Origin of the sequence: Pseudomonas sp. MPFS (genome assembly GCF_022537035.1) — a bacterium.
Classification (GTDB): Bacteria; Pseudomonadota; Gammaproteobacteria; order Pseudomonadales; family Pseudomonadaceae; genus Aquipseudomonas; species Aquipseudomonas sessilinigenes.
The window spans coordinates 2,138,936-2,156,662 of record NZ_CP066123.1; the positions used below are offsets into that span (position 1 = coordinate 2,138,936).

The 17,727-nt window shown below is 62.9% G+C and carries 14 protein-coding genes; 7 read left to right on the forward strand and 7 right to left on the reverse strand.

What is annotated here, in order from left to right; all coding sequences use genetic code 11:
* Positions 1 to 11: 11 nt before the first annotated feature.
* Positions 12 to 578, reverse strand: coding sequence for a CsiV family protein (locus tag I9018_RS09975; RefSeq protein ID WP_241109323.1), 567 nt, complete (start codon positions 576 to 578; stop codon positions 12 to 14).
* Positions 579 to 588: 10 nt separating this feature from the next.
* On the reverse strand, positions 589 to 4,038 hold the full coding sequence (mfd, locus tag I9018_RS09980) for a transcription-repair coupling factor (RefSeq protein WP_241109324.1): 3,450 nt from the start codon (positions 4,036 to 4,038) through the stop codon (positions 589 to 591).
* 353 nt (positions 4,039 to 4,391) lie between these two features.
* Between mfd and I9018_RS09985 the strand changes: the two genes are divergently transcribed.
* Positions 4,392 to 5,855: a glyceraldehyde-3-phosphate dehydrogenase gene (locus I9018_RS09985; protein WP_068587842.1), complete on the forward strand. Its 1,464-nt coding sequence runs from the start codon at positions 4,392 to 4,394 to the stop codon at positions 5,853 to 5,855.
* 70 nt (positions 5,856 to 5,925) lie between these two features.
* Here the strand turns inward: I9018_RS09985 and I9018_RS09990 are convergent, their stop codons facing one another.
* Entirely contained in the window at positions 5,926 to 7,227 is a 1,302-nt protein-coding gene (locus tag I9018_RS09990) for an MFS transporter (protein ID WP_241109325.1), read from the reverse strand.
* Between the two features lie 275 nt (positions 7,228 to 7,502).
* Here I9018_RS09990 and I9018_RS09995 point away from each other — a divergent pair, with 275 nt between their 5' ends.
* Together I9018_RS09995 and sthA are read left to right on the forward strand one after the other, a co-directional pair.
* Complete coding sequence (locus I9018_RS09995; protein ID WP_241109326.1) at positions 7,503 to 8,528, forward strand: FAD:protein FMN transferase; 1,026 nt, start codon at positions 7,503 to 7,505, stop codon at positions 8,526 to 8,528.
* 199 nt (positions 8,529 to 8,727) lie between these two features.
* Entirely contained in the window at positions 8,728 to 10,122 is a 1,395-nt protein-coding gene (sthA, locus tag I9018_RS10000; protein ID WP_031321327.1) for a Si-specific NAD(P)(+) transhydrogenase, read from the forward strand.
* Between the two features lie 42 nt (positions 10,123 to 10,164).
* Here the strand turns inward: sthA and I9018_RS10005 are convergent, their stop codons facing one another.
* Both I9018_RS10005 and I9018_RS10010 read right to left on the reverse strand, forming a co-directional pair.
* Complete coding sequence (locus I9018_RS10005; protein ID WP_124346272.1) at positions 10,165 to 10,887, reverse strand: glycerophosphodiester phosphodiesterase family protein; 723 nt, start codon at positions 10,885 to 10,887, stop codon at positions 10,165 to 10,167.
* A 47-nt stretch (positions 10,888 to 10,934) separates the two neighbouring features.
* Positions 10,935 to 11,522, reverse strand: a complete 588-nt coding sequence (locus I9018_RS10010; protein ID WP_068587837.1) for a PilZ domain-containing protein — start codon at positions 11,520 to 11,522, stop codon at positions 10,935 to 10,937.
* 94 nt (positions 11,523 to 11,616) lie between these two features.
* Between I9018_RS10010 and I9018_RS10015 the strand changes: the two genes are divergently transcribed.
* The 3 genes from I9018_RS10015 (at position 11,617) to I9018_RS10025 (ending at position 14,874) form a co-directional block, all read left to right on the forward strand.
* Positions 11,617 to 12,867, forward strand: a complete 1,251-nt coding sequence (locus I9018_RS10015) for a lipoprotein-releasing ABC transporter permease subunit (RefSeq protein WP_068587835.1) — start codon at positions 11,617 to 11,619, stop codon at positions 12,865 to 12,867.
* A gap of 7 nt (positions 12,868 to 12,874) precedes the next feature.
* Complete coding sequence (lolD, locus tag I9018_RS10020) at positions 12,875 to 13,558, forward strand: lipoprotein-releasing ABC transporter ATP-binding protein LolD (protein WP_164487274.1); 684 nt, start codon at positions 12,875 to 12,877, stop codon at positions 13,556 to 13,558.
* A gap of 71 nt (positions 13,559 to 13,629) precedes the next feature.
* Positions 13,630 to 14,874, forward strand: a complete 1,245-nt coding sequence (locus I9018_RS10025; protein WP_241109327.1) for a lipoprotein-releasing ABC transporter permease subunit — start codon at positions 13,630 to 13,632, stop codon at positions 14,872 to 14,874.
* 36 nt (positions 14,875 to 14,910) lie between these two features.
* On the opposite strand, the gene I9018_RS10030 is transcribed toward I9018_RS10025, so the two are convergent.
* Complete coding sequence (locus I9018_RS10030; RefSeq protein ID WP_241109328.1) at positions 14,911 to 16,272, reverse strand: heavy metal sensor histidine kinase; 1,362 nt, start codon at positions 16,270 to 16,272, stop codon at positions 14,911 to 14,913.
* The gene (locus I9018_RS10035; RefSeq protein WP_241109329.1) at positions 16,272 to 16,952 is read right to left on the reverse strand and encodes a heavy metal response regulator transcription factor; all 681 of its coding nucleotides are present in this window, start codon (positions 16,950 to 16,952) and stop codon (positions 16,272 to 16,274) included. Before I9018_RS10035 ends, I9018_RS10030 begins: the two co-directional genes overlap by 1 nt.
* Positions 16,953 to 17,109: 157 nt before the next feature.
* On the opposite strand from I9018_RS10035, the gene I9018_RS10040 reads away from it, so the two are divergent.
* Positions 17,110 to 17,676: a cupredoxin family protein gene (locus tag I9018_RS10040; protein WP_241109330.1), complete on the forward strand. Its 567-nt coding sequence runs from the start codon at positions 17,110 to 17,112 to the stop codon at positions 17,674 to 17,676.
* The last annotated feature ends 51 nt before the right edge of the window (positions 17,677 to 17,727 follow it).

The window sequence follows — 17,727 nt, forward strand, 5'->3', positions numbered from 1 at the left end:
AAGGACTTCTATCAGTCCGGAATTTCAGCAGGAGCGGGGCGCGGTGCGGGCGCGGTCAACGAAGTGATCTTGATCAGCAGTGCCAGGTGGCCGTTATCCAGGTAGTTGAGCTGGCCGTTCTTGGTATGGCTCTGCTGCTTGAGGCGTTCGCTGCGGGTGACCAGGCCATTGCTGTCGATCTGGTTGATCCAGAAGTCGGCATCCACATCGGTAAAGCGCCCAAGCGTCAGGCTCAGGGTGCCTTCGATGGGGAACTGGCCGAACTGCTCGGGGCCGTCGCTGAGGGCGACTTTGACCGGGCTTTCTCCCAGGGGCTGTTGCCAGGCCCGATGCAGCAGCACGCTGTAGTCGCTGCTGGCGCCGAGTTTTTCGACTATCGCGTTCAGCGCGGGAGTCCGCAGGCTGCCCGGCTCCAGGCGCGTGGCGCCGGCGGCCCAGTTCTCGGGGGCGGCGCGGCTGATGATCTGGGGTTCGGCGTTCTGGCGCACGAGGATCATTTCCACCTGGTACAGGTCGTTGGCGAATGCCGTTGGCATGACCAGGGCCAGGAGCAGGGGCAAGGAGCGGAACAGGCGCATGGGGCGTCCTTCAAGCAGTTTTCGGGGTGAGGCTCTCAAACAGGGCCTCCAATGTATTAAAGCGCTCTTCCGGGCGTTCCATCGGCACCATGAACTTGAACAGCGTGGCGCCTTCGAATTTGTAGCGCTTGGGCTGGCCCTGGATCAGCTTGATCAAGGCCAGCGGGTCCACCGGGGTGTCTGCGGCGAACTCGATACGCCCACCCTGGGGGCCGCCATCGATCTTCTTGATCCCCAGTTGCTCGGCCTGGAGCTTGAGCTGGGTCAGGCGGATCAGGTTCTTGGTCGGCTCCGGCAACAGGCCGAAGCGGTCGATCATTTCCACTTGCAGGTCCTTCAGGCCATCTTCGTCGGTGGCCGAGGCGATGCGCTTGTAGAGGATCAGGCGAGCGTGGACATCCGGCAGGTAGTCCTCGGGAATCAGTGCCGGCAGGCGCAGGTTGATTTCCGGGCCGCCGCCCAGGGGTTGGTCGAGGTTGGGTTGTTCGCCCTTGCGAATGGCCTTCACCGCCCGCTCCAGCATCTCCATGTACAGGGTGAAGCCCACCGCCTGGATCTGGCCGCTCTGGCCATCCCCCAGCAGCTCGCCGGCACCGCGGATCTCCAGGTCGTTGGTGGCCAGGACGAAACCGGCTCCCAGGTCCTGGGTGTTGGCGATCGCCTCCAGGCGCTTTTCCGCATCCGTGGTGATCTGCTGGCGCGGTGGCGTGAGCAGGTAGGCATAGGCCTGGTGGTGGCTGCGGCCGACCCGGCCGCGCAATTGGTGCAACTGGGCCAGGCCGAACTTGTCGGCCCGTTCGATGATGATGGTATTGGCGCTGGGCACGTCGATCCCGGTCTCGATGATGGTCGAGGCGATGAGGACGTTGAAGCGCTTGTGATAGAAGTCACTCATCACCTGTTCGAGTTCGCGTTCGCGCATCTGCCCGTGGCCGATGCCGATTCGCGCTTCCGGCACCAGTTCGGCAAGGTCGGCGGCACACTTCTCGATGGTCTTCACGTCGTTGTGCAGGTAATACACCTGGCCACCACGCAGCAGCTCGCGCAGCAGGGCCTCCTTGACCGTGCTCTTGTTCTGTTCCATGACGAAGGTGCGTACCGACAGCCGTCGGGCCGGCGGCGTGGCGATGATCGACAGGTCGCGCATGCCCGATACCGCCATGTTCAGGGTCCGCGGTATCGGCGTGGCGGTGAGCGTGAGGATGTCCACTTCGCTGCGCAGGGCCTTGAGCTGCTCTTTCTGGCGTACGCCGAAGCGGTGTTCTTCGTCGATGATCACCAGCCCCAGGTTCTTGATCTTCACATCGTCCTGCAACAGCTTGTGGGTGCCGATGACGATGTCGATCTTGCCTTCGGCCAGGTCCTGTACCGCCGTGCTGACCTCCTTGGCCGACTTGAAGCGGCTCATGACCTCGACGGTTACCGGCCAGTCGGCGAAGCGATCGCGAAAGCTGTTGTAGTGCTGCTGGGCGAGCAGAGTGGTGGGGACCAGGATCGCCACCTGCTTGCCGCCGTGCACCGCGATGAAGGCTGCGCGCATGGCCACTTCGGTCTTGCCGAAGCCCACGTCGCCGCAGACCAGGCGGTCCATCGGCTTGGGCGAGAGCATGTCCTCGCGCACCGCTTCGATGGTGCTCTGCTGGTCCGGGGTCTCCTCGAAGGGGAAGCCGGCACTGAAGGTCGCATAGTCGGCCTTGGGGTCGGCGAAGGCATAACCTTCCCGGGCCGCCCGGCGGGCATAGATATCCAGCAGCTCGGCGGCCACGTCGCGCACCTGTTCGGCGGCCTTGCGCTTGGCCTTTTGCCAAGCCTCGGAGCCCAGGCGGTGCAGGGGCGCGAGGGCATCGTCGCTGCCGGTATAGCGGGCGATCAGGTGCAGGTTGGCCACCGGCACGTAGAGCTTGGCGCCTTCGGCGTATTCGAGGGTGAGGAACTCGGCGGCCTGGTTGTCGATCTCCAGGGTCGCCAGGCCCAGGTAGCGGCCGACACCATGATCGATATGCACCACCGGTGCGCCCTCACGCAATTCGGTGAGGTTCTTGATCACGGCATCGTTGTTGGCGTCGGCACGTTTTTCCCGACGCCTGCGTTGCATCACGCGCTGGCCGAACAGTGGGCTTTCCGCGACCAGCGCCAGGGCTGGCTCGTCCAGGGCCAGGCCTTCATCCAGGGGCGCGATGGTGATGGCCAGGCGCTCCTTGCTGGCGACGAAGTCCGGCCAGCTGTCGACCGTCCTGGGGCGCAACTTGAGGCGCTCCAGCAGTTCCAGCAAGACTTCGCGGCGGCCGGCGGACTCGGCGGTGAACAGCACGCGGCCCGGGAATTCATCGAGGAAGGTGGCCAGCGCCGCCAACGGTTGGTTGGCCTTGGCTTCGATGGCCAGGTTGGGCAGTTCGCGTGCGGCAAAGCGTTCGCGCCCGACACCCGTCTCGATGTCCTGCTGGCTGGCGACCACCCGAGGCCAGTTCTTCAGGCGGGCGAAGCAGTCTTCCACGGGGAGGAACAGTTCGGCCGGCGGCAGCAATGGCCGCGAAGGGTCGATGCGCCGCTCTTCGTAGCGGTTGCGCACGTCGTTCCAGAAGTTCTCCGCGGCCTGTTCGATGCCGGGCAGGGAAAACACCTGGGTGTCCTGGGGCAGGTAGTCGAACAGGGTCGAGGTCTCTTCGAAAAACAGCGGCAGGTAGTACTCGATACCGGCCGGAGTGATTCCGCTGGTCAGGTCCTGGAAGATCGGGCAGCGGCGGAAGTCGACGTCGAAGCGTTCGCGAAAGCGGGCCTTGAAGCGGGTGACCGCCTCCTTCTGCAGGGGGAACTCCTTGGCCGGCAACAGGCGTATGGAGTCGACCTTGTCGATGGAACGCTGGTTTTCCGGGTCGAAGGTGCGCAAGGTTTCGATTTCGTCATCGAACAGATCGATGCGGTAGGGCAGCGTGCTGCCCATGGGGAACAGGTCGATCAGGGCGCCGCGAACGGTGAACTCGCCGTGTTCGTACACCGTATCCACATAGCGATAGCCGCTGGCCTCCAGGCGGGTGCGCATCTGTTCCACATCGAGCTTCTGGCCCACGTCCAGCACCAGGCTGCTGCCCAGCAGGAATTGGGTCGGCGCCAGGCGGTGCAGGGCGGTGGTGATCGGTACCACCAGGACGCCATGCTCCAGCTCGGGCAACCGATACAGGCTGGCGATGCGCTGGGAAATGATGTCCTGGTGGGGGGAGAACAGGTCGTAGGGCAGGGTTTCCCAATCGGGGAAATGCAGGACCGGCAAGTCCGGGGCAAAGAAGCTCAACTCCTGTTCCAGGCGGTCAGCGCTTTGGCTGTCGGCGGTCAGCAGGAGGGTGAAGCGCTTGGCGGCGCTGGCCGCTTCGGCGATGGCCAGGCTCAGGGCGGCACCGGGCAGGTTGCCCCAGTGCTGTTTGCCGGTGGCGGCTGGGAGTAGCGGTAGACGCAGGACAGGCACGGACGGTCAAGCTCCAGGCGTTGCGACAAAGTCGGTAATTGTAACGGCCCCGGGCAGCCACTGTCAGTGGCTGATGTGTCTAATACGCTGGTTGGGGGAAATGTAGTGGCAATCACAAAAAAACCGGCTTTTTAGTGGGAAATGTAGTGCCGATTTTGGCTAGTGTTACGGAGGGTTACGGACAGGTCGCCCGCTCTGACAAAAAAATGACACCGCTGGAGCCCGCGTGTTTACTGGGCTGCAGCGTAGCGTTGATTTTTTTGCAAGGACTATTGTTACGTTCCGCACGACAGGTGCGCATTGCTACGGGAGGGACTCGGCGGCATAATGTAGCCCCTTTTTTCTGCCCCTACATGTGGAAGGTTCCCGTGACTCAGAAGCCCGACCAGTGTCTTGGTGAATGGATCGACCGTGAAGCACTCGCAGAAGCGATGATTCCGCTTATCGGTCAGCTCTACCGCAACAACAATGTGGTGAGCTCGATCTATGGCCGCAGCCTGATCAACCAGTCTGTCATCGCGATTCTCAAAGCTCACCGCTTTGCTCGCCATCGTCAGTCCGACGAAAGCGAATTGTCCGTCCACGAAACGTTCCCGCTCCTCAAAGCCATGAGCGAGCTCAAGCTCGGTGCGGCTTCGGTCGATCTGGGCAAGTTGGCTGTCAAATTCAAAACCCAGGGCAATGGCCGCACCGCCGAACAGTTCGTTCGCGAAGAGCTGGCTGATGTCGTGGGCCAACAAAACGCCTCGGCGCGCAAAGGCACTGACGTAGTGCTGTACGGCTTCGGTCGTATCGGTCGCCTGCTGGCACGCATCCTGATCGAAAAAACCGGTGGTGGCGATGGCCTGCGCCTGCGCGCCATCGTGGTGCGCAAGGGCGCCGAGAACGACCTGACCAAGCGCGCCAGCCTGCTGCGTCGCGACTCGGTACATGGTTCGTTCAACGGCACCATCACCATCGATGAAGCAAACAACACCATCACCGCCAACGGCAACCTGATCCAGGTGATCTACGCCAAGAGCCCGAGCGAAGTCGACTACACCCAGTACGGCATCCACGATGCGCTGATCGTCGACAACACCGGTGTATGGCGCGATGCCGATGGCCTGGGCCAGCACCTGGCCTGCCCGGGCGCTGCCCGCGTGGTCCTGACCGCACCTGGCAAGGGCGCGCTGAAGAACATCGTGCACGGCATCAACCACGGTGAAATCACCCCTGACGACAAGATCGTTTCCGCTGCTTCTTGCACCACCAACGCCATCGTGCCGGTGCTCAAGGCCGTGAACGACCAGTACGGCATCGTCAATGGCCACGTCGAAACCGTTCACTCGTTCACCAACGACCAGAACCTGATCGACAACTTCCACAAGGGCAGCCGTCGTGGCCGCGCCGCGCCGCTGAACATGGTGATCACCGAGACCGGTGCAGCCACCGCTGCTGCCAAGGCATTGCCGGTGCTCAAGGGCAAGCTGACCGGCAACGCGATTCGCGTACCAACGCCGAACGTGTCGATGGCCATCCTCAACCTGAACCTGGAAAAGGCCACCACCCGCGACGAGATCAACGAGTACCTGCGCCAGACCGCCATGCACTCGGATCTGCACAAGCAGATCGACTTCGTCAATTCCCAGGAAGTGGTGTCCACCGACTTCGTTGGTTCCCGCCATGCTGGTGTGGTCGATGCCGAGGCTACTATCTGCAACGACAACCGCGTTGTCCTGTACGTCTGGTACGACAACGAATTCGGTTACAGCTGCCAGGTAGTGCGCGTGATGGAAGACATGGCTGGGGTCAACCCGCCAGCGTTCCCACGCTAAGTATCTGCCAATGTGAAAACGCCCCGACTTGTCGGGGCGTTTTTGTTTGGGGCGATTGCCCGCGAAAGGTTTACCGAGCGCCGCCGGTCACGGTCGTCTGCGCGGTCCGCAGGGCATGGCGGTTGCCGTGGAACAGCACCAGGGTGGCGATCAGCCCCAGTACGGCAGCGCCGCTGAGCCAGATGCCGGGGGCAGCCTTGTTGTCCAGTATGTGGATCAGGTAGGTGCAGGCTGCCGGGGTGAAGCCGCCGAAGGTGGCGGTGGCCAGGCTATAGGCCAGGGAGAAACCGGTGGTACGGACTTCGGCCGGCATGATTTCGGTCAGGGCCACCACCATGGCGCCGTTATAGGAGCCATAGAGGAAGGACAGCCACAACTCGACGATCAACAGGTGGCTGAAGCTGGGGTTGGCCACCAGCCAGGACAGCGCCGGATAGGCCGTGAGAATCGCCAGGATGGTGGCGCCCAGCAGCAATGGCTTGCGGCCGATCCTGTCGGACAGCGACCCCATGACCGGTAGCCAGAAGAAGTTGGACGCCCCGATGCATACCGTCACCAGCAGCGAGTCGAAATCGGACAGGTGCAATTCGGCCTTGCCGAAGGTCGGGGTGTAGGCGGTGATCAGGTAGAAGGACACGGTGGTCATCACCACCAGGGCCATGCCGGCGATGACGATGCCGAAGTTCTGGCCGATGGAGCGCACGATTTCCTGCAGGGTCGGACGGTGCTTGCGCGCCTGGAACTCCGGGGTTTCCTCCAGGGAGCGACGGATCATGAAGATCGCCGGCACGATCATGCAGCCCACCAGGAACGGTACGCGCCAGCCCCAGTCGCCCATCTGATCGGGGCTCAACCAGTGGTTCAGGCCTACGCCCAGCAAGCCGGCGAATACCACGGCGGCCTGTTGGCTTGCCGATTGCCAGCTGACGAAGAAGCCCTTGCGTCCGGGGGTGGAGATCTCGGCCAGGTAGACCGAGACGCCGCCCAGTTCCACGCCAGCGGAGAAGCCCTGCAGCAGGCGCCCGAGCAACACCAGCAGCGGGGCGGCCACGCCCAGGGTGGCGTAGCCAGGCACACAAGCAATCAGCACGGTGCCGGCGGCCATCAGGGCCAGGGTAATGATCAGGCCTTGGCGACGACCATGGCGGTCGATATAGGCACCGAGGAAAATCGCTCCCAGGGGGCGCATCAGGAAACCAGCGCCGAAAGTCGCCAGGGACAGCATCAGCGAAGCGAAAGCACTGTCGGCAGGGAAGAAGGTCTTGGCGATCGCCGTGGCGTAGAAGCCGTAGACCATGAAGTCGAACATCTCTAGAAAGTTGCCGCTGACAACGCGAAAGATCGCCTTGCCTTTGCCCGTGGTCGTGGACATGTTTTTCACTCACTTTGGCTGTCTTGTTAGCATTCCCTGGTCATTACTCGTCCTCACTGCAAAGGCGGGGCACGGGGCTGCACGCTGAACAGTTTTGTAACAATATGTGTGTGGAAGGCATCAGGCAACTAAAACTCTTGGTCATCGCGCGATGGCTCTAGCGTGTGGCTTTGCCCTTGTCTTTGAGGGGAAGTGGATAGGTGAATGCCGTTCCGTCTGTCGCATAATGGCTTTTTGCTTGATGGGCAGGCCCTGCGGGTGGCCGTTCTGGAGGGATGACCTTGGCAGGTAGCAGGCAGTGGCAGGTGCTGTGGGGTGTGATGGCGCTATTGGCTGGATGTGGTGCCGGGGAGCGTTTGGAAAGCATTTCCGGGCCGACCATGGGCAGCACCTGGTCGGTGCAATATGTCCGGCCTTCAGGAGGGCCGCAGGCAGCTGCGGTCAAGGCTGAGGTCGAGGCGATCCTGGCTGAAGTGGATCGCCAGATGTCCACTTACCGCAGCGATTCGGATATCGAACGATTCAATCGGTTGCCGGCCCATGCTTGCCAACCCATGCCCGAGCCGGTGTTGCAGCTGGTGCGGGTTGGCGAGCAGCTGTCCCGTGACAGCGACGGGGCCTTCGACCTGACGGTGGAGCCGCTGCTCGATCTCTGGGGCTTTGGTCCCCAGGGGCGGGCAGAGAAGATTCCGGACGCCGGGGCCCTGGCCGAGGTGCGGCAGCGCGTGGGGCATGGGCTGCTGCGCATCGAGGGATCGCAGTTGTGCAAGGAGGCGGCAGTGGAGGTGGATTTCAACAGCATCGCTGCCGGGTATGCGGTGGATCGTATCGCGGCGCGTCTTGGGGCGCTGGGTATCACCCGTTATCTGGCCGAGGCCACCGGCGAACTCAAGGCGGTTGGACGCAAGCCGGATGGCACGCCCTGGCGTATTGCCCTGGAGGAACCACGGGATGACCGGCAGGTGGCCGAGCGGGTGATCGCCGTGGACGGCTATGGCGTTTCCACCTCTGGCGACTACCGTAATTACTTCGAGCAGGACGGCCAGCGCTACTCCCATACTTTCGATGCCAGGGCCGGCCGGCCCATTGCTCACAAGCTCGCTTCGGTAACGGTGGTTCATCCTTCGGCGCTGATGGCCGATGGCTTGTCGACGCTGCTGCTCATCCTGGGGCCCGAGGCTGGCTGGGACTATGCCGAAAAACAGGCGATCGCCGCGTTTTTCGTGATGCGTGCCGATACAGGTTTCGTCACACGCAGCAACCCGGCCTTCGACCGGTTGTTCCCGGGGCGGCCCAAGTGAGCCAATGAGGGCGCGCACGCTGTAGTGCAGGCAAAAGTAGCCTACGACGCGACCAAGGGTTAATGTGCGCGGCGTTGTCGCTTCTATAGACTGTGCCCGGGTTCGTAACCGAGCCAAATTGATCCTTCATGCCGCTGGCCGCGGCATGATTTAGCCGTAGGTGCCAGAAGGGCATCGCGGCCTGTTCTGAGGAGTACGCATGGCTGTCTACAACTACGACGTAGTGGTGCTGGGTTCAGGCCCCGCTGGAGAAGGTGCGGCGATGAATGCCGCGAAAGCAGGGCGCAAGGTGGCAATGGTCGACAGCCGTCGCCAGGTCGGCGGTAACTGCACTCACTTGGGTACCATCCCGTCCAAGGCCTTGCGTCACTCGGTCCGGCAGATCATGCAGTTCAACACCAACCCGATGTTCCGGGCCATTGGCGAGCCGCGCTGGTTTTCCTTCCCGGACGTGCTCAAGAGCGCGGAAAAAGTCATCTCCAAGCAGGTGGCCTCGCGTACCGGCTACTACGCGCGCAACCGGGTCGATGTGTTCTTCGGTACTGGCAGCTTCGCCGACGAGCAGACGGTCGAAGTGGTTTGCGCCAATGGCGTAGTGGAAAAACTGGTGGCCAAGCACATCATCATCGCCACCGGCTCGCGCCCTTATCGCCCGGCGGACATCGATTTCAACCATCCGCGTATCTACGATAGCGACACCATCCTCAGCCTCGGCCATACCCCGCGCAAGCTCATCGTCTACGGTGCCGGAGTGATCGGTTGCGAATACGCCTCGATCTTCAGCGGCCTGGGTGTGCTGGTGGAGCTGGTGGACAACCGCGGCCAGTTGCTCAGCTTCCTGGACTCCGAGATCTCCCAGGCCCTGAGCTACCACTTCAGCAACAACAACATCACCGTGCGCCACAACGAAGAGTACGAGCGGGTCGAGGGCGTGGATAACGGCGTGATCCTGCACCTCAAGTCCGGCAAGAAGATCAAGGCCGACGCCTTGCTCTGGTGTAACGGCCGTACTGGCAACACCGACAAGCTGGGCATGGAGAACATCGGGATCAAGGTCAATGGCCGTGGCCAGATCGAGGTGGACGAGAACTACCGCACCAGCGTGCCGAACATCTATGGCGCCGGTGACGTGATCGGTTGGCCGAGCCTGGCCAGTGCCGCCCACGACCAGGGGCGTTCCGCTGCCGGCAGCATCGTCGACAACGGCAGCTGGCGCTTCGTCAACGACGTGCCGACCGGGATCTACACCATTCCCGAGATCAGCTCGATCGGCAAGAACGAGCAGGAGCTGACCCAGGCCAAGGTGCCATACGAAGTGGGCAAGGCGTTCTTCAAGGGCATGGCCCGCGCGCAGATCGCCGGCGAGCCCCAGGGCATGCTGAAGATCCTGTTCCACCGCGAGACCCTGGAGGTGCTGGGCGTGCACTGCTTCGGTTACCAGGCTTCGGAGATCGTGCACATCGGCCAGGCGATAATGAACCAGCCGGGCGAGCTCAATACCCTGAAGTACTTCGTCAACACCACCTTCAACTACCCGACCATGGCCGAGGCCTATCGGGTGGCAGCGTACGACGGCCTCAACCGGCTTTTTTGAGCGGCTCCGGCCGGTGGCCTGAGCCGGCCGGGGAGACCGATTTCAGTAATTCTCGAGGGTGGCGCTGGCCAAACCGGGAAAGTCTGTAATCAGGCTATCTACGCCGAAGTCGGCGAGCCTGCGCATCAGCGCCGGCTCGTTGACCGTCCACACTGACACATGCAGGCCCTGGCGCTGCGCCCGTTGCAGGCGTTCCGGGGTGCACAGGGTCCAGTTCAGCGCAAGCATCTGGCAGCCATAGCTCTGGGCGACCTTCAGCGGGTCGAGCCAGGCGTACTCGGCTACCAGTCCGCGGGACAGATCCGGAGTCAGCTCGACGGCGGCCTTGAGGACCTCCCGGGAGCTCGAGGTGACGGTGACCTTGTCCAGCAGGCCGAAGCGCTGGGCCATTTCCCGGATCGCCAGCACGGTGGTGGCGGCACGGGTGCGCGAGGCGCTCTTGACCTCCAGCTGCCAGTGCTCGAAGTCGCATTTCTCGAACAACTCCTCCAGGCGCGGGATGGGGCAGGGGCTGACCCAGCCCGGGCCGCCCCGGCGTGCATCGTAGGTCACCAGTTCGGCAGCGGAGTGCTCCACGACCTTGCCGCGCCGGTCGGTGGTGCGCTTGAGGGTCGGGTCATGGATGACCATCAGTTCCCCGTCCATGGACAGGTGCAGGTCGAGCTCGCAGCGGCGTACGCCGTGCTTGAGGCATTCCTGAAAGCTGGTCAGGGTGTTTTCCGGCGCTTCGCCCTTGGCGCCGCGATGGCCATAGATCAGGGTCACAATTGCTCCTTCACGGATGTTGTTCCTTTAAGAGGGGTCAGGCGCGCTCATTGGGTGTCGGGAGTGTTCTGTTCCCGGGCCAGGCGACGTTGTTGGGCCTGTTTCTGCATGATATAGCGTGCCAACAGCTGGCGCTGGGCCTCGGTCAATGCTTCGAATTCGGTGCCGATTTCAAAGGTGCCGAAGCCCTGGGGCTCGCAGTGGGTGACCTTGGCTCGCAACAGCAGGCCCAGGGCCTGGGGCATCAGCAGCAGTTTCAGCGCCAGGTGGCTACCGGCCGGGTAGCTCTGGTGGTGGCCGAATTCGATGCCCCCCTCCGAGAGGATCACCCGTTGCGGCTCGCCGAACTTGCCGAGCACGGTCTGGGCCACTACCTGGCCGAGCAGGTCGATGCGCTTGTTCATGACCTTGAGGTAGCTGGCCAGGGTGCGATCGCGCTCGCTGACCTGACGCAACAGGTGCTGGGATTCGAATTCGCTCAGGTGCAATTCACTGAGCAGATTGAACAGTGCGGACTCATCCTGCAACACTTCCTTGCTCGCCGCATCGTGGGCGGACAAGGGGCTAATTTCCAGTGCGATCGCGTCCTCGATACGGTAGTATTCGCGGCGATCTTCTTCATCTAATGTCGACATGGCGAACCCATGGTAGAGGCAGTGGTCTGAGTGTAAAGCTGCTTACCAGGCCCCGCCACAAGGACGTCTTCTTTTCCTCCGAACAAGCCCCGACATGTTCAGACCTCTGTTTGCTTTCATCGGCACGCGTTACACCCGTGCAAAGCGCCGCAATCATTTTGTGTCATTCATTTCCCTGACTTCGATGATCGGACTCGCCCTCGGCGTGATCGTGATGATCGTGGTGCTGTCGGTAATGAACGGCTTCGACCATGAGATGCGCACCCGCGTGCTGGGCATGGTGCCCCACGCCACTATCGAATCCGGCGAGCCCATCAGCGACTGGCAAGGCCTGGCCGCCAAGGTCAAGGCCAATCCCCAGGTACTGGCGGTGGCGCCCTTCACCCAGATGCAGGGTCTGTTGACCAACAACGGCCAGGTGCAGAAGGTGCTGCTCAATGCCATCGATCCGGCCCAGGAACGCCAGGTCTCGATCATCGACCACTTCATGCAGCAGGGGCAGCTCGATGCCCTGGCGCCCGGCAGTTTCGGTATCGTCATCGGTGACAAGGCCGCCAACAAGCTGGGCGTCGGCCTGGGTGACAAGCTGACCTTCGTCGCCCCGGAAGTCTCGGTGACGCCGGCTGGCATGTTCCCGCGCATGAAGCGCTTTACCGTAGTGGGCATCTTCCACGTTGGCGCCGGCGAGATCGATGGCTACCTGGGCCTGACCAACCTCCAGGACCTGGGGCGCCTGCACCGCTGGAAGCCGGATCAGGTCCAGGGCCTGCGGCTGAAGTTCGACGACCTGTTCCAGGCGCCGCGCACGGCCTGGCAGATCGCCCAGGAGCTGGGCGAGAACCATTTCTACGCCCGTGACTGGACCCGCACCCACGGCAACCTGTACCAGGCCATCCGCATGGAAAAAGCCATGATCGGCCTGCTGCTCTTGCTGATCGTCGCGGTGGCCGCGTTCAACATCATCTCGACCCTGGTGATGGTGGTGAACGACAAGAAAGGCGATATCGCCATCCTCCGTACCCTGGGGGCGACGCCAGGAACCATCATGGCGATCTTCATGGTCCAGGGCACGGTGATCGGTGTGGTCGGTACCCTGATCGGCGCCGTGCTGGGCATGCTCGCGGCGTTGAATGTCAGCGCTGCGATCGCCGGCCTCGAACGCCTGATCGGGCACAAATTCCTTAATGCCGACGTGTACTTCATCGATTACCTGCCGTCCCAGCTGATGGCCGAGGACGTGTTGATGGTCTGCGGCGCGGCGTTGGTCCTGAGTTTCCTCGCCACCCTGTATCCTGCCTGGCGTGCGGCGCGCACCCAGCCTGCGGAGGCGCTACGTTATGAGTGAGTTGGGCATGAGTGAAAAAGCAATCCTGAGCTGCCGCGACCTGGGCAAATCCTACGAGGAAGGTCCGGAATCGGTGGTGGTGCTGTCTGGCCTGCAGTTGGAGCTGCACCCGGGGGAGCGAGTGGCCATCGTCGGCAGCTCCGGCTCCGGTAAAAGTACCTTGCTCAACTTGCTGGGCGGCCTGGATACGCCTTCCAGGGGCAGCGTCTGGCTGGCCGGGGAGGAGCTTTCGGCCCTGGGTGAGAAGGCCCGTGGCCAGCTACGCAACCGCGCCTTGGGATTCGTCTATCAGTTCCACCACCTGTTGCCGGAATTCACCGCCCTGGAGAATGTCTGCATGCCGCTGCTGATCGGCCGTACACCGATCCCGGAAGCCCGGCAGCGGGCTACGGCGCTGCTGGAGCGGGTTGGTCTCGGTCATCGCCTGGAACACAAGCCCGCCGAACTGTCCGGTGGCGAACGCCAACGGGTGGCCATCGCCCGGGCCCTGGTGAACAAGCCTGGGCTGGTGATGCTCGACGAGCCTACTGGCAACCTCGACTCCCATACCGCCCAGGGCATCCAGGACTTGATGCTGGAGCTCAGCACCTCGATGCGCACCGCCTTTTTGGTGGTGACCCACGACATGAACCTGGCCCGGCAGATGGATCGCGTATTGCACCTGCAAGAAGGTCACCTGGTCGCAATCTGATGCGACCGCACGCGGCGTCGGTGGTTAGCCCAGCGGCGCCGGGTCATTAATTTTTCCAGGGTGCCTTGCCCATGTTCCGACCCTTATCGATCTTTATCGGCACGCGCTACACCCGCGCCAAGCGGCGTAACCGCTTCGTTTCCTTCATTTCCATGACCTCGATGATCGGCCTTGCCCTGGGTGTGCTGGCGATGATCGTGGTGCTCTCGGTGATGAACGGTTTCCAGCGGGAAATGAGTTCGCGGATCCTTGGCATGGTGCCCCATGCGACCATCGTCGGGGTCAAGCCCATCGATGACTGGCAGCCGGTGGCCGCTGCGGCGCTGAGCAATCCACAAGTCACCGCGGCAGTGCCGTTCACTGAGATGGAGGGCATGCTGTCCTACAAGGGCGCGATGCAGCCGATCCAGATCAGCGGCATCGATCCGGCCCAGGAAGGCAAGGTCTCCATCGTCGCCCAGCATATCGTCCAGGGCAGCCTGCAGGACCTGAAGCCAGGCGAGTTCGGCGTGGTGATCGGCGAGATCACGGCCCGGCGCTTTCGCTTGAATGTCGGCGACAAGCTGACGCTGATCGTGCCGGAAGTCAGTAGCGCCCCCGGCGGTATCACCCCGCGCATGCAGCGCCTGAATGTGGTGGGGGTATTCAAGGTCGGTGCCGAGCTGGATGGCTCCATGGGCCTGATTCACGTGGCCGATGCCGCCCAAATGCAGCACTGGCAGCCGAACCAGGTGCAGAGCGTGCGCCTGGCGGTGAAGGATCTGTACGCTGCGCCGCAGGTTTCGGCGAGTATCGCCAAGGATCTGGGGGCGGACTTCAGGGCCGATGACTGGACCCATACCCAGGGCAGCCTGTTCAGCGCGATGAAGATGGAAAAGACCATGATCGGCCTGCTCCTGCTGATGATTGTCGCGGTGGCGGCCTTCAACATCATCGCCACTCTGATCATGGTGGTGAACGACAAGGGCGCGGATATCGCGATCCTGCGCACCATCGGCGCCACCCCGCGGCAGATCATGGCGATCTTCATGGTCCAGGGGACGGTGATCGGCATCGTCGGCACCCTGATCGGCGGCGTGCTGGGCGTCCTGGCGGCGCTGAACGTGAGCGAGCTGGTGGGTTGGCTCGAACGCATCAGCGGCCAGCAGATCTTCAGCTCGGACGTGTACTTCGTCAGCAACCTGCCATCGGAACTGCAGGGCGGTGACGTGGCGTTGATCTGCAGCGCCGGGTTCATCTTGAGCTTCCTGGCCACCGTCTACCCGGCCTGGCGCGCTTCCAAGGTCGAGCCGGCCCAGGCGCTGCGCTACTCCTGAGTCATGAACCCCTGTGCTGCGAGGGTGGCACAGGGGTCAGGTGTTCTTCGGTAGCTCAATCACGAAGCGAGTCCAGCCCGGGCCCGATTCGCAATGGATCTGCCCGCCATGGGCCCTGACGATCGATTGGGTGATGGCCAGCCCCAGCCCGGCATGCTCACTGCTGCCTTCGCGCCGCGCCGGATCGGCCCGGTAGAAGCGATCGAACAGGTGCGGCAGGACTTCCTTGGCGATACCTTCGCCACTGTTCTCGATGCTCAGGCACAAATCCCGAGGCCTTTCGCTGATTTGCACCTTGACCCAGCCAGTGGCTGGAGTGAAGCGCAGGGCGTTGTCCAGCAGGTTGGACAGGGCCCGGCGCAGCATGCTGCGGTCCCCGGAAATCTGGGCACTGCCCTCGCGGCTGAGGTGGACTTGCGCGTCCTCGGCCAGGGGGCCGTAGAACTCCAGCAGCACGTCGGTCTCATGGGCCAGGTCGAGCATCTCGCGCCGAGGGGCCAGTAGACCGTGGTCGGCCTTGGCCAGGTACAGCATGTCGTTGACCAACTGTGCCATCCACTGCAGTTCTTCGAGATTGCTGTGCAGGGCTTCGCGGTAGTCCTCGATTGGCCTGGGCCGGGTCAGGGTGACCTGGGTGTGGGTCAAGAGGTTGGACAGCGGCGTGCGCAGTTCATGGGCGATGTCGGCGGAGAAGGCCGAGAGGCGCTGGAACGACTCGTCTAGGCGACCGAGCATGGCGTTGAAGCTGCCGGCCAGTTCCGCCAGCTCGGCCGGCATCTGCTCTGTCGGCAAGCGCTGGGTCAGTGAGCTGGCGGAAACTCCGGCGGCTACCGCACTCATGCGCCGTAACGGACGCAGGCCACTGCGAGCGGCCCAGGCGCCCAGCAGGGCGGTGGCCAGGGCTGACAACCCTACTGTGAGCCAGATCAGGTTCTGCATGCGTTGCAGGAAATGCTGGTGATGGGTGATGTCGAGCATCAGGGTCAGCCTGGGGGAGCTGGCTTGGCCGGGAACCAGCGCCGCGTTGTAGATCCGGTAGGCGGTTCCGGCCAGGTCCAGGCTGTGCAGGCCTGCAGGGGTGGGCAGTGGGGTGTCGAGCGCGGGCAGGGTGTCGAGCCAGGCCTGGCCGTCGGCGCCGTCGATTCGCAGTGCCAGGTCTGGTTGATGGCGCAGTTCATCCTGCAACCTGGCCAGGTGCTGGGGAAAGTCAGCCGCCGTGGTGACATCCTGCAATGCACTGCGCAGGGCGATCAGCTTGCTGTCCAGCAGTTGTTGGTCCAGTTCGATGAAGTGCGCCTCGCTGGCGCGGCTGAACAGTACCCCGGCCAGTAGCGACACCACGGCGGTACAGGCCGCGAACAGCAGCGCCAGGCGCCCGCTCAAGGACAGGCGGCGCATCAGGCCTGGCGCTCTTCGAGCACATAACCCATGCCGCGCACGGTATGGATCAGCTTGTTGGGGTAATCGTCATCGATCTTCAGGCGCAGGCGGCGGATCGCGACTTCGATGACGTTGGTGTCGCTGTCGAAGTTCATGTCCCAGACCTGGGAGGCGATCAACGACTTGGGCAAGACCTCGCCCTGGCGTCGCAGGAGCATCTCCAGCAGGGCGAACTCCTTGGCCGTGAGGTCGATGCGCTGGTTGCCGCGTTCCACCCGGCGACGGATCAGGTCCAGGCGCAGGTCGGCCAGTTGCAGGCTGGTTTCCTGGGCGGTGCTACCGCCACGACGCAGCAGGCTGCGCACCCGGGCCAGCAACTCGGAGAAGGCGAAGGGCTTGACCAGGTAGTCGTCGGCGCCCAGCTCCAATCCGTGCACGCGGTCTTCAACGGCATCCCGGGCGGTGAGGAACAGCACCGGTATCTCCAGGCCGGCGCTGCGCACCGCTTGCAGTATCTGCCAGCCACTGCGTCCGGGGAGCATCACATCGAGGATCAGCAGTGCATAGTCGCCGGTCAGGGCCAGATGCTGGCCGGTGTTGCCGTCCGCCACCAGTTCGGTATTGAAGCCGGCTTCGCTCAGGCCCTGGCGCAGGTATTGGCCGGTCTTGGGTTGGTCTTCGACGATCAGTAGCTTCATGGCAGGACTCTTGGCATATGGAACCCCGGCTTTATACCTTGCAGGGGCGTTGCACAGGTAAAGCTGACAAAGTTGTAATCTAGCTGTCAGCCAGCCGGCAGCAGCGGGGCCCTAAAGTTTGACACAAGCTCGATTCCGTTCTTGTTGGGGTTTGATAATGAGTATGCAAAGTGTGTTGTTGCGAAGCCGTTCCTTTCTTGGCGGCTGCCTGATGTTGTTGGCTACGCCGCTGTGGGCGTCGCCAGCGGCGTCCTATGATTTTGGCCAGCCGGCTCCGGCGAACAAGGCCACTCGCAGCATCGAAGTGGTGATGGGGGACATGTCGTTCACCCCCAAGGCGCTGGAGGTCAAGGCTGGCGAGACGGTGCGATTCGTACTGGTGAACAAGGGGCAGTTGCTGCATGAGTTCAATCTGGGCGATTCGGCGATGCATGCCCGGCACCAGCAGGAAATGCTGCAGATGCAGCAGAGTGGCATGCTGACTCCCACCGGTATGAAGGCCATGGAGCACGGCTCGATGGATCATGCCTCGATGGGGCATGGCGCCATGCCCGGGATGGCCCCGGGCATGCAGCACGACGATCCCAATAGCGTGCTGGTGGAGCCGGGCAAGCAGGCCGAGCTGACCTGGACCTTCAGCAAGAGCGGCAGCCTGGAGTTCGCCTGCAATATCCCAGGGCACTACCAGGCCGGGATGGTGGGCAAGTTGACGGTCAGTCCGTAGGCTCCTGGGGCTCAATGGCGAAGCAAAGGCTGTTAGAATCCGCTGATTCTT

Excerpts from the sequence above, each read along its gene's own strand:
- I9018_RS09975 (WP_241109323.1), bottom strand. The coding sequence starts at position 578 with ATGCGCCTGTTCCGCTCCTTGCCCCTGCTCCTGGCCCTGGTCATGCCA.
- I9018_RS09985 (WP_068587842.1), top strand. The coding sequence starts at position 4,392 with ATGTGGAAGGTTCCCGTGACTCAGAAGCCCGACCAGTGTCTTGGTGAA.
- I9018_RS09990 (WP_241109325.1), bottom strand. The coding sequence starts at position 7,227 with ATGTCCACGACCACGGGCAAAGGCAAGGCGATCTTTCGCGTTGTCAGC.
- I9018_RS09995 (WP_241109326.1), top strand. The coding sequence starts at position 7,503 with ATGACCTTGGCAGGTAGCAGGCAGTGGCAGGTGCTGTGGGGTGTGATG.
- sthA (WP_031321327.1), top strand. The coding sequence starts at position 8,728 with ATGGCTGTCTACAACTACGACGTAGTGGTGCTGGGTTCAGGCCCCGCT.
- I9018_RS10010 (WP_068587837.1), bottom strand. The coding sequence starts at position 11,522 with ATGTCGACATTAGATGAAGAAGATCGCCGCGAATACTACCGTATCGAG.
- I9018_RS10015 (WP_068587835.1), top strand. The coding sequence starts at position 11,617 with ATGTTCAGACCTCTGTTTGCTTTCATCGGCACGCGTTACACCCGTGCA.
- lolD (WP_164487274.1), top strand. The coding sequence starts at position 12,875 with ATGAGTGAAAAAGCAATCCTGAGCTGCCGCGACCTGGGCAAATCCTAC.
- I9018_RS10025 (WP_241109327.1), top strand. The coding sequence starts at position 13,630 with ATGTTCCGACCCTTATCGATCTTTATCGGCACGCGCTACACCCGCGCC.
- I9018_RS10030 (WP_241109328.1), bottom strand. The coding sequence starts at position 16,272 with ATGCGCCGCCTGTCCTTGAGCGGGCGCCTGGCGCTGCTGTTCGCGGCC.
- I9018_RS10035 (WP_241109329.1), bottom strand. The coding sequence starts at position 16,952 with ATGAAGCTACTGATCGTCGAAGACCAACCCAAGACCGGCCAATACCTG.
- I9018_RS10040 (WP_241109330.1), top strand. The coding sequence starts at position 17,110 with ATGAGTATGCAAAGTGTGTTGTTGCGAAGCCGTTCCTTTCTTGGCGGC.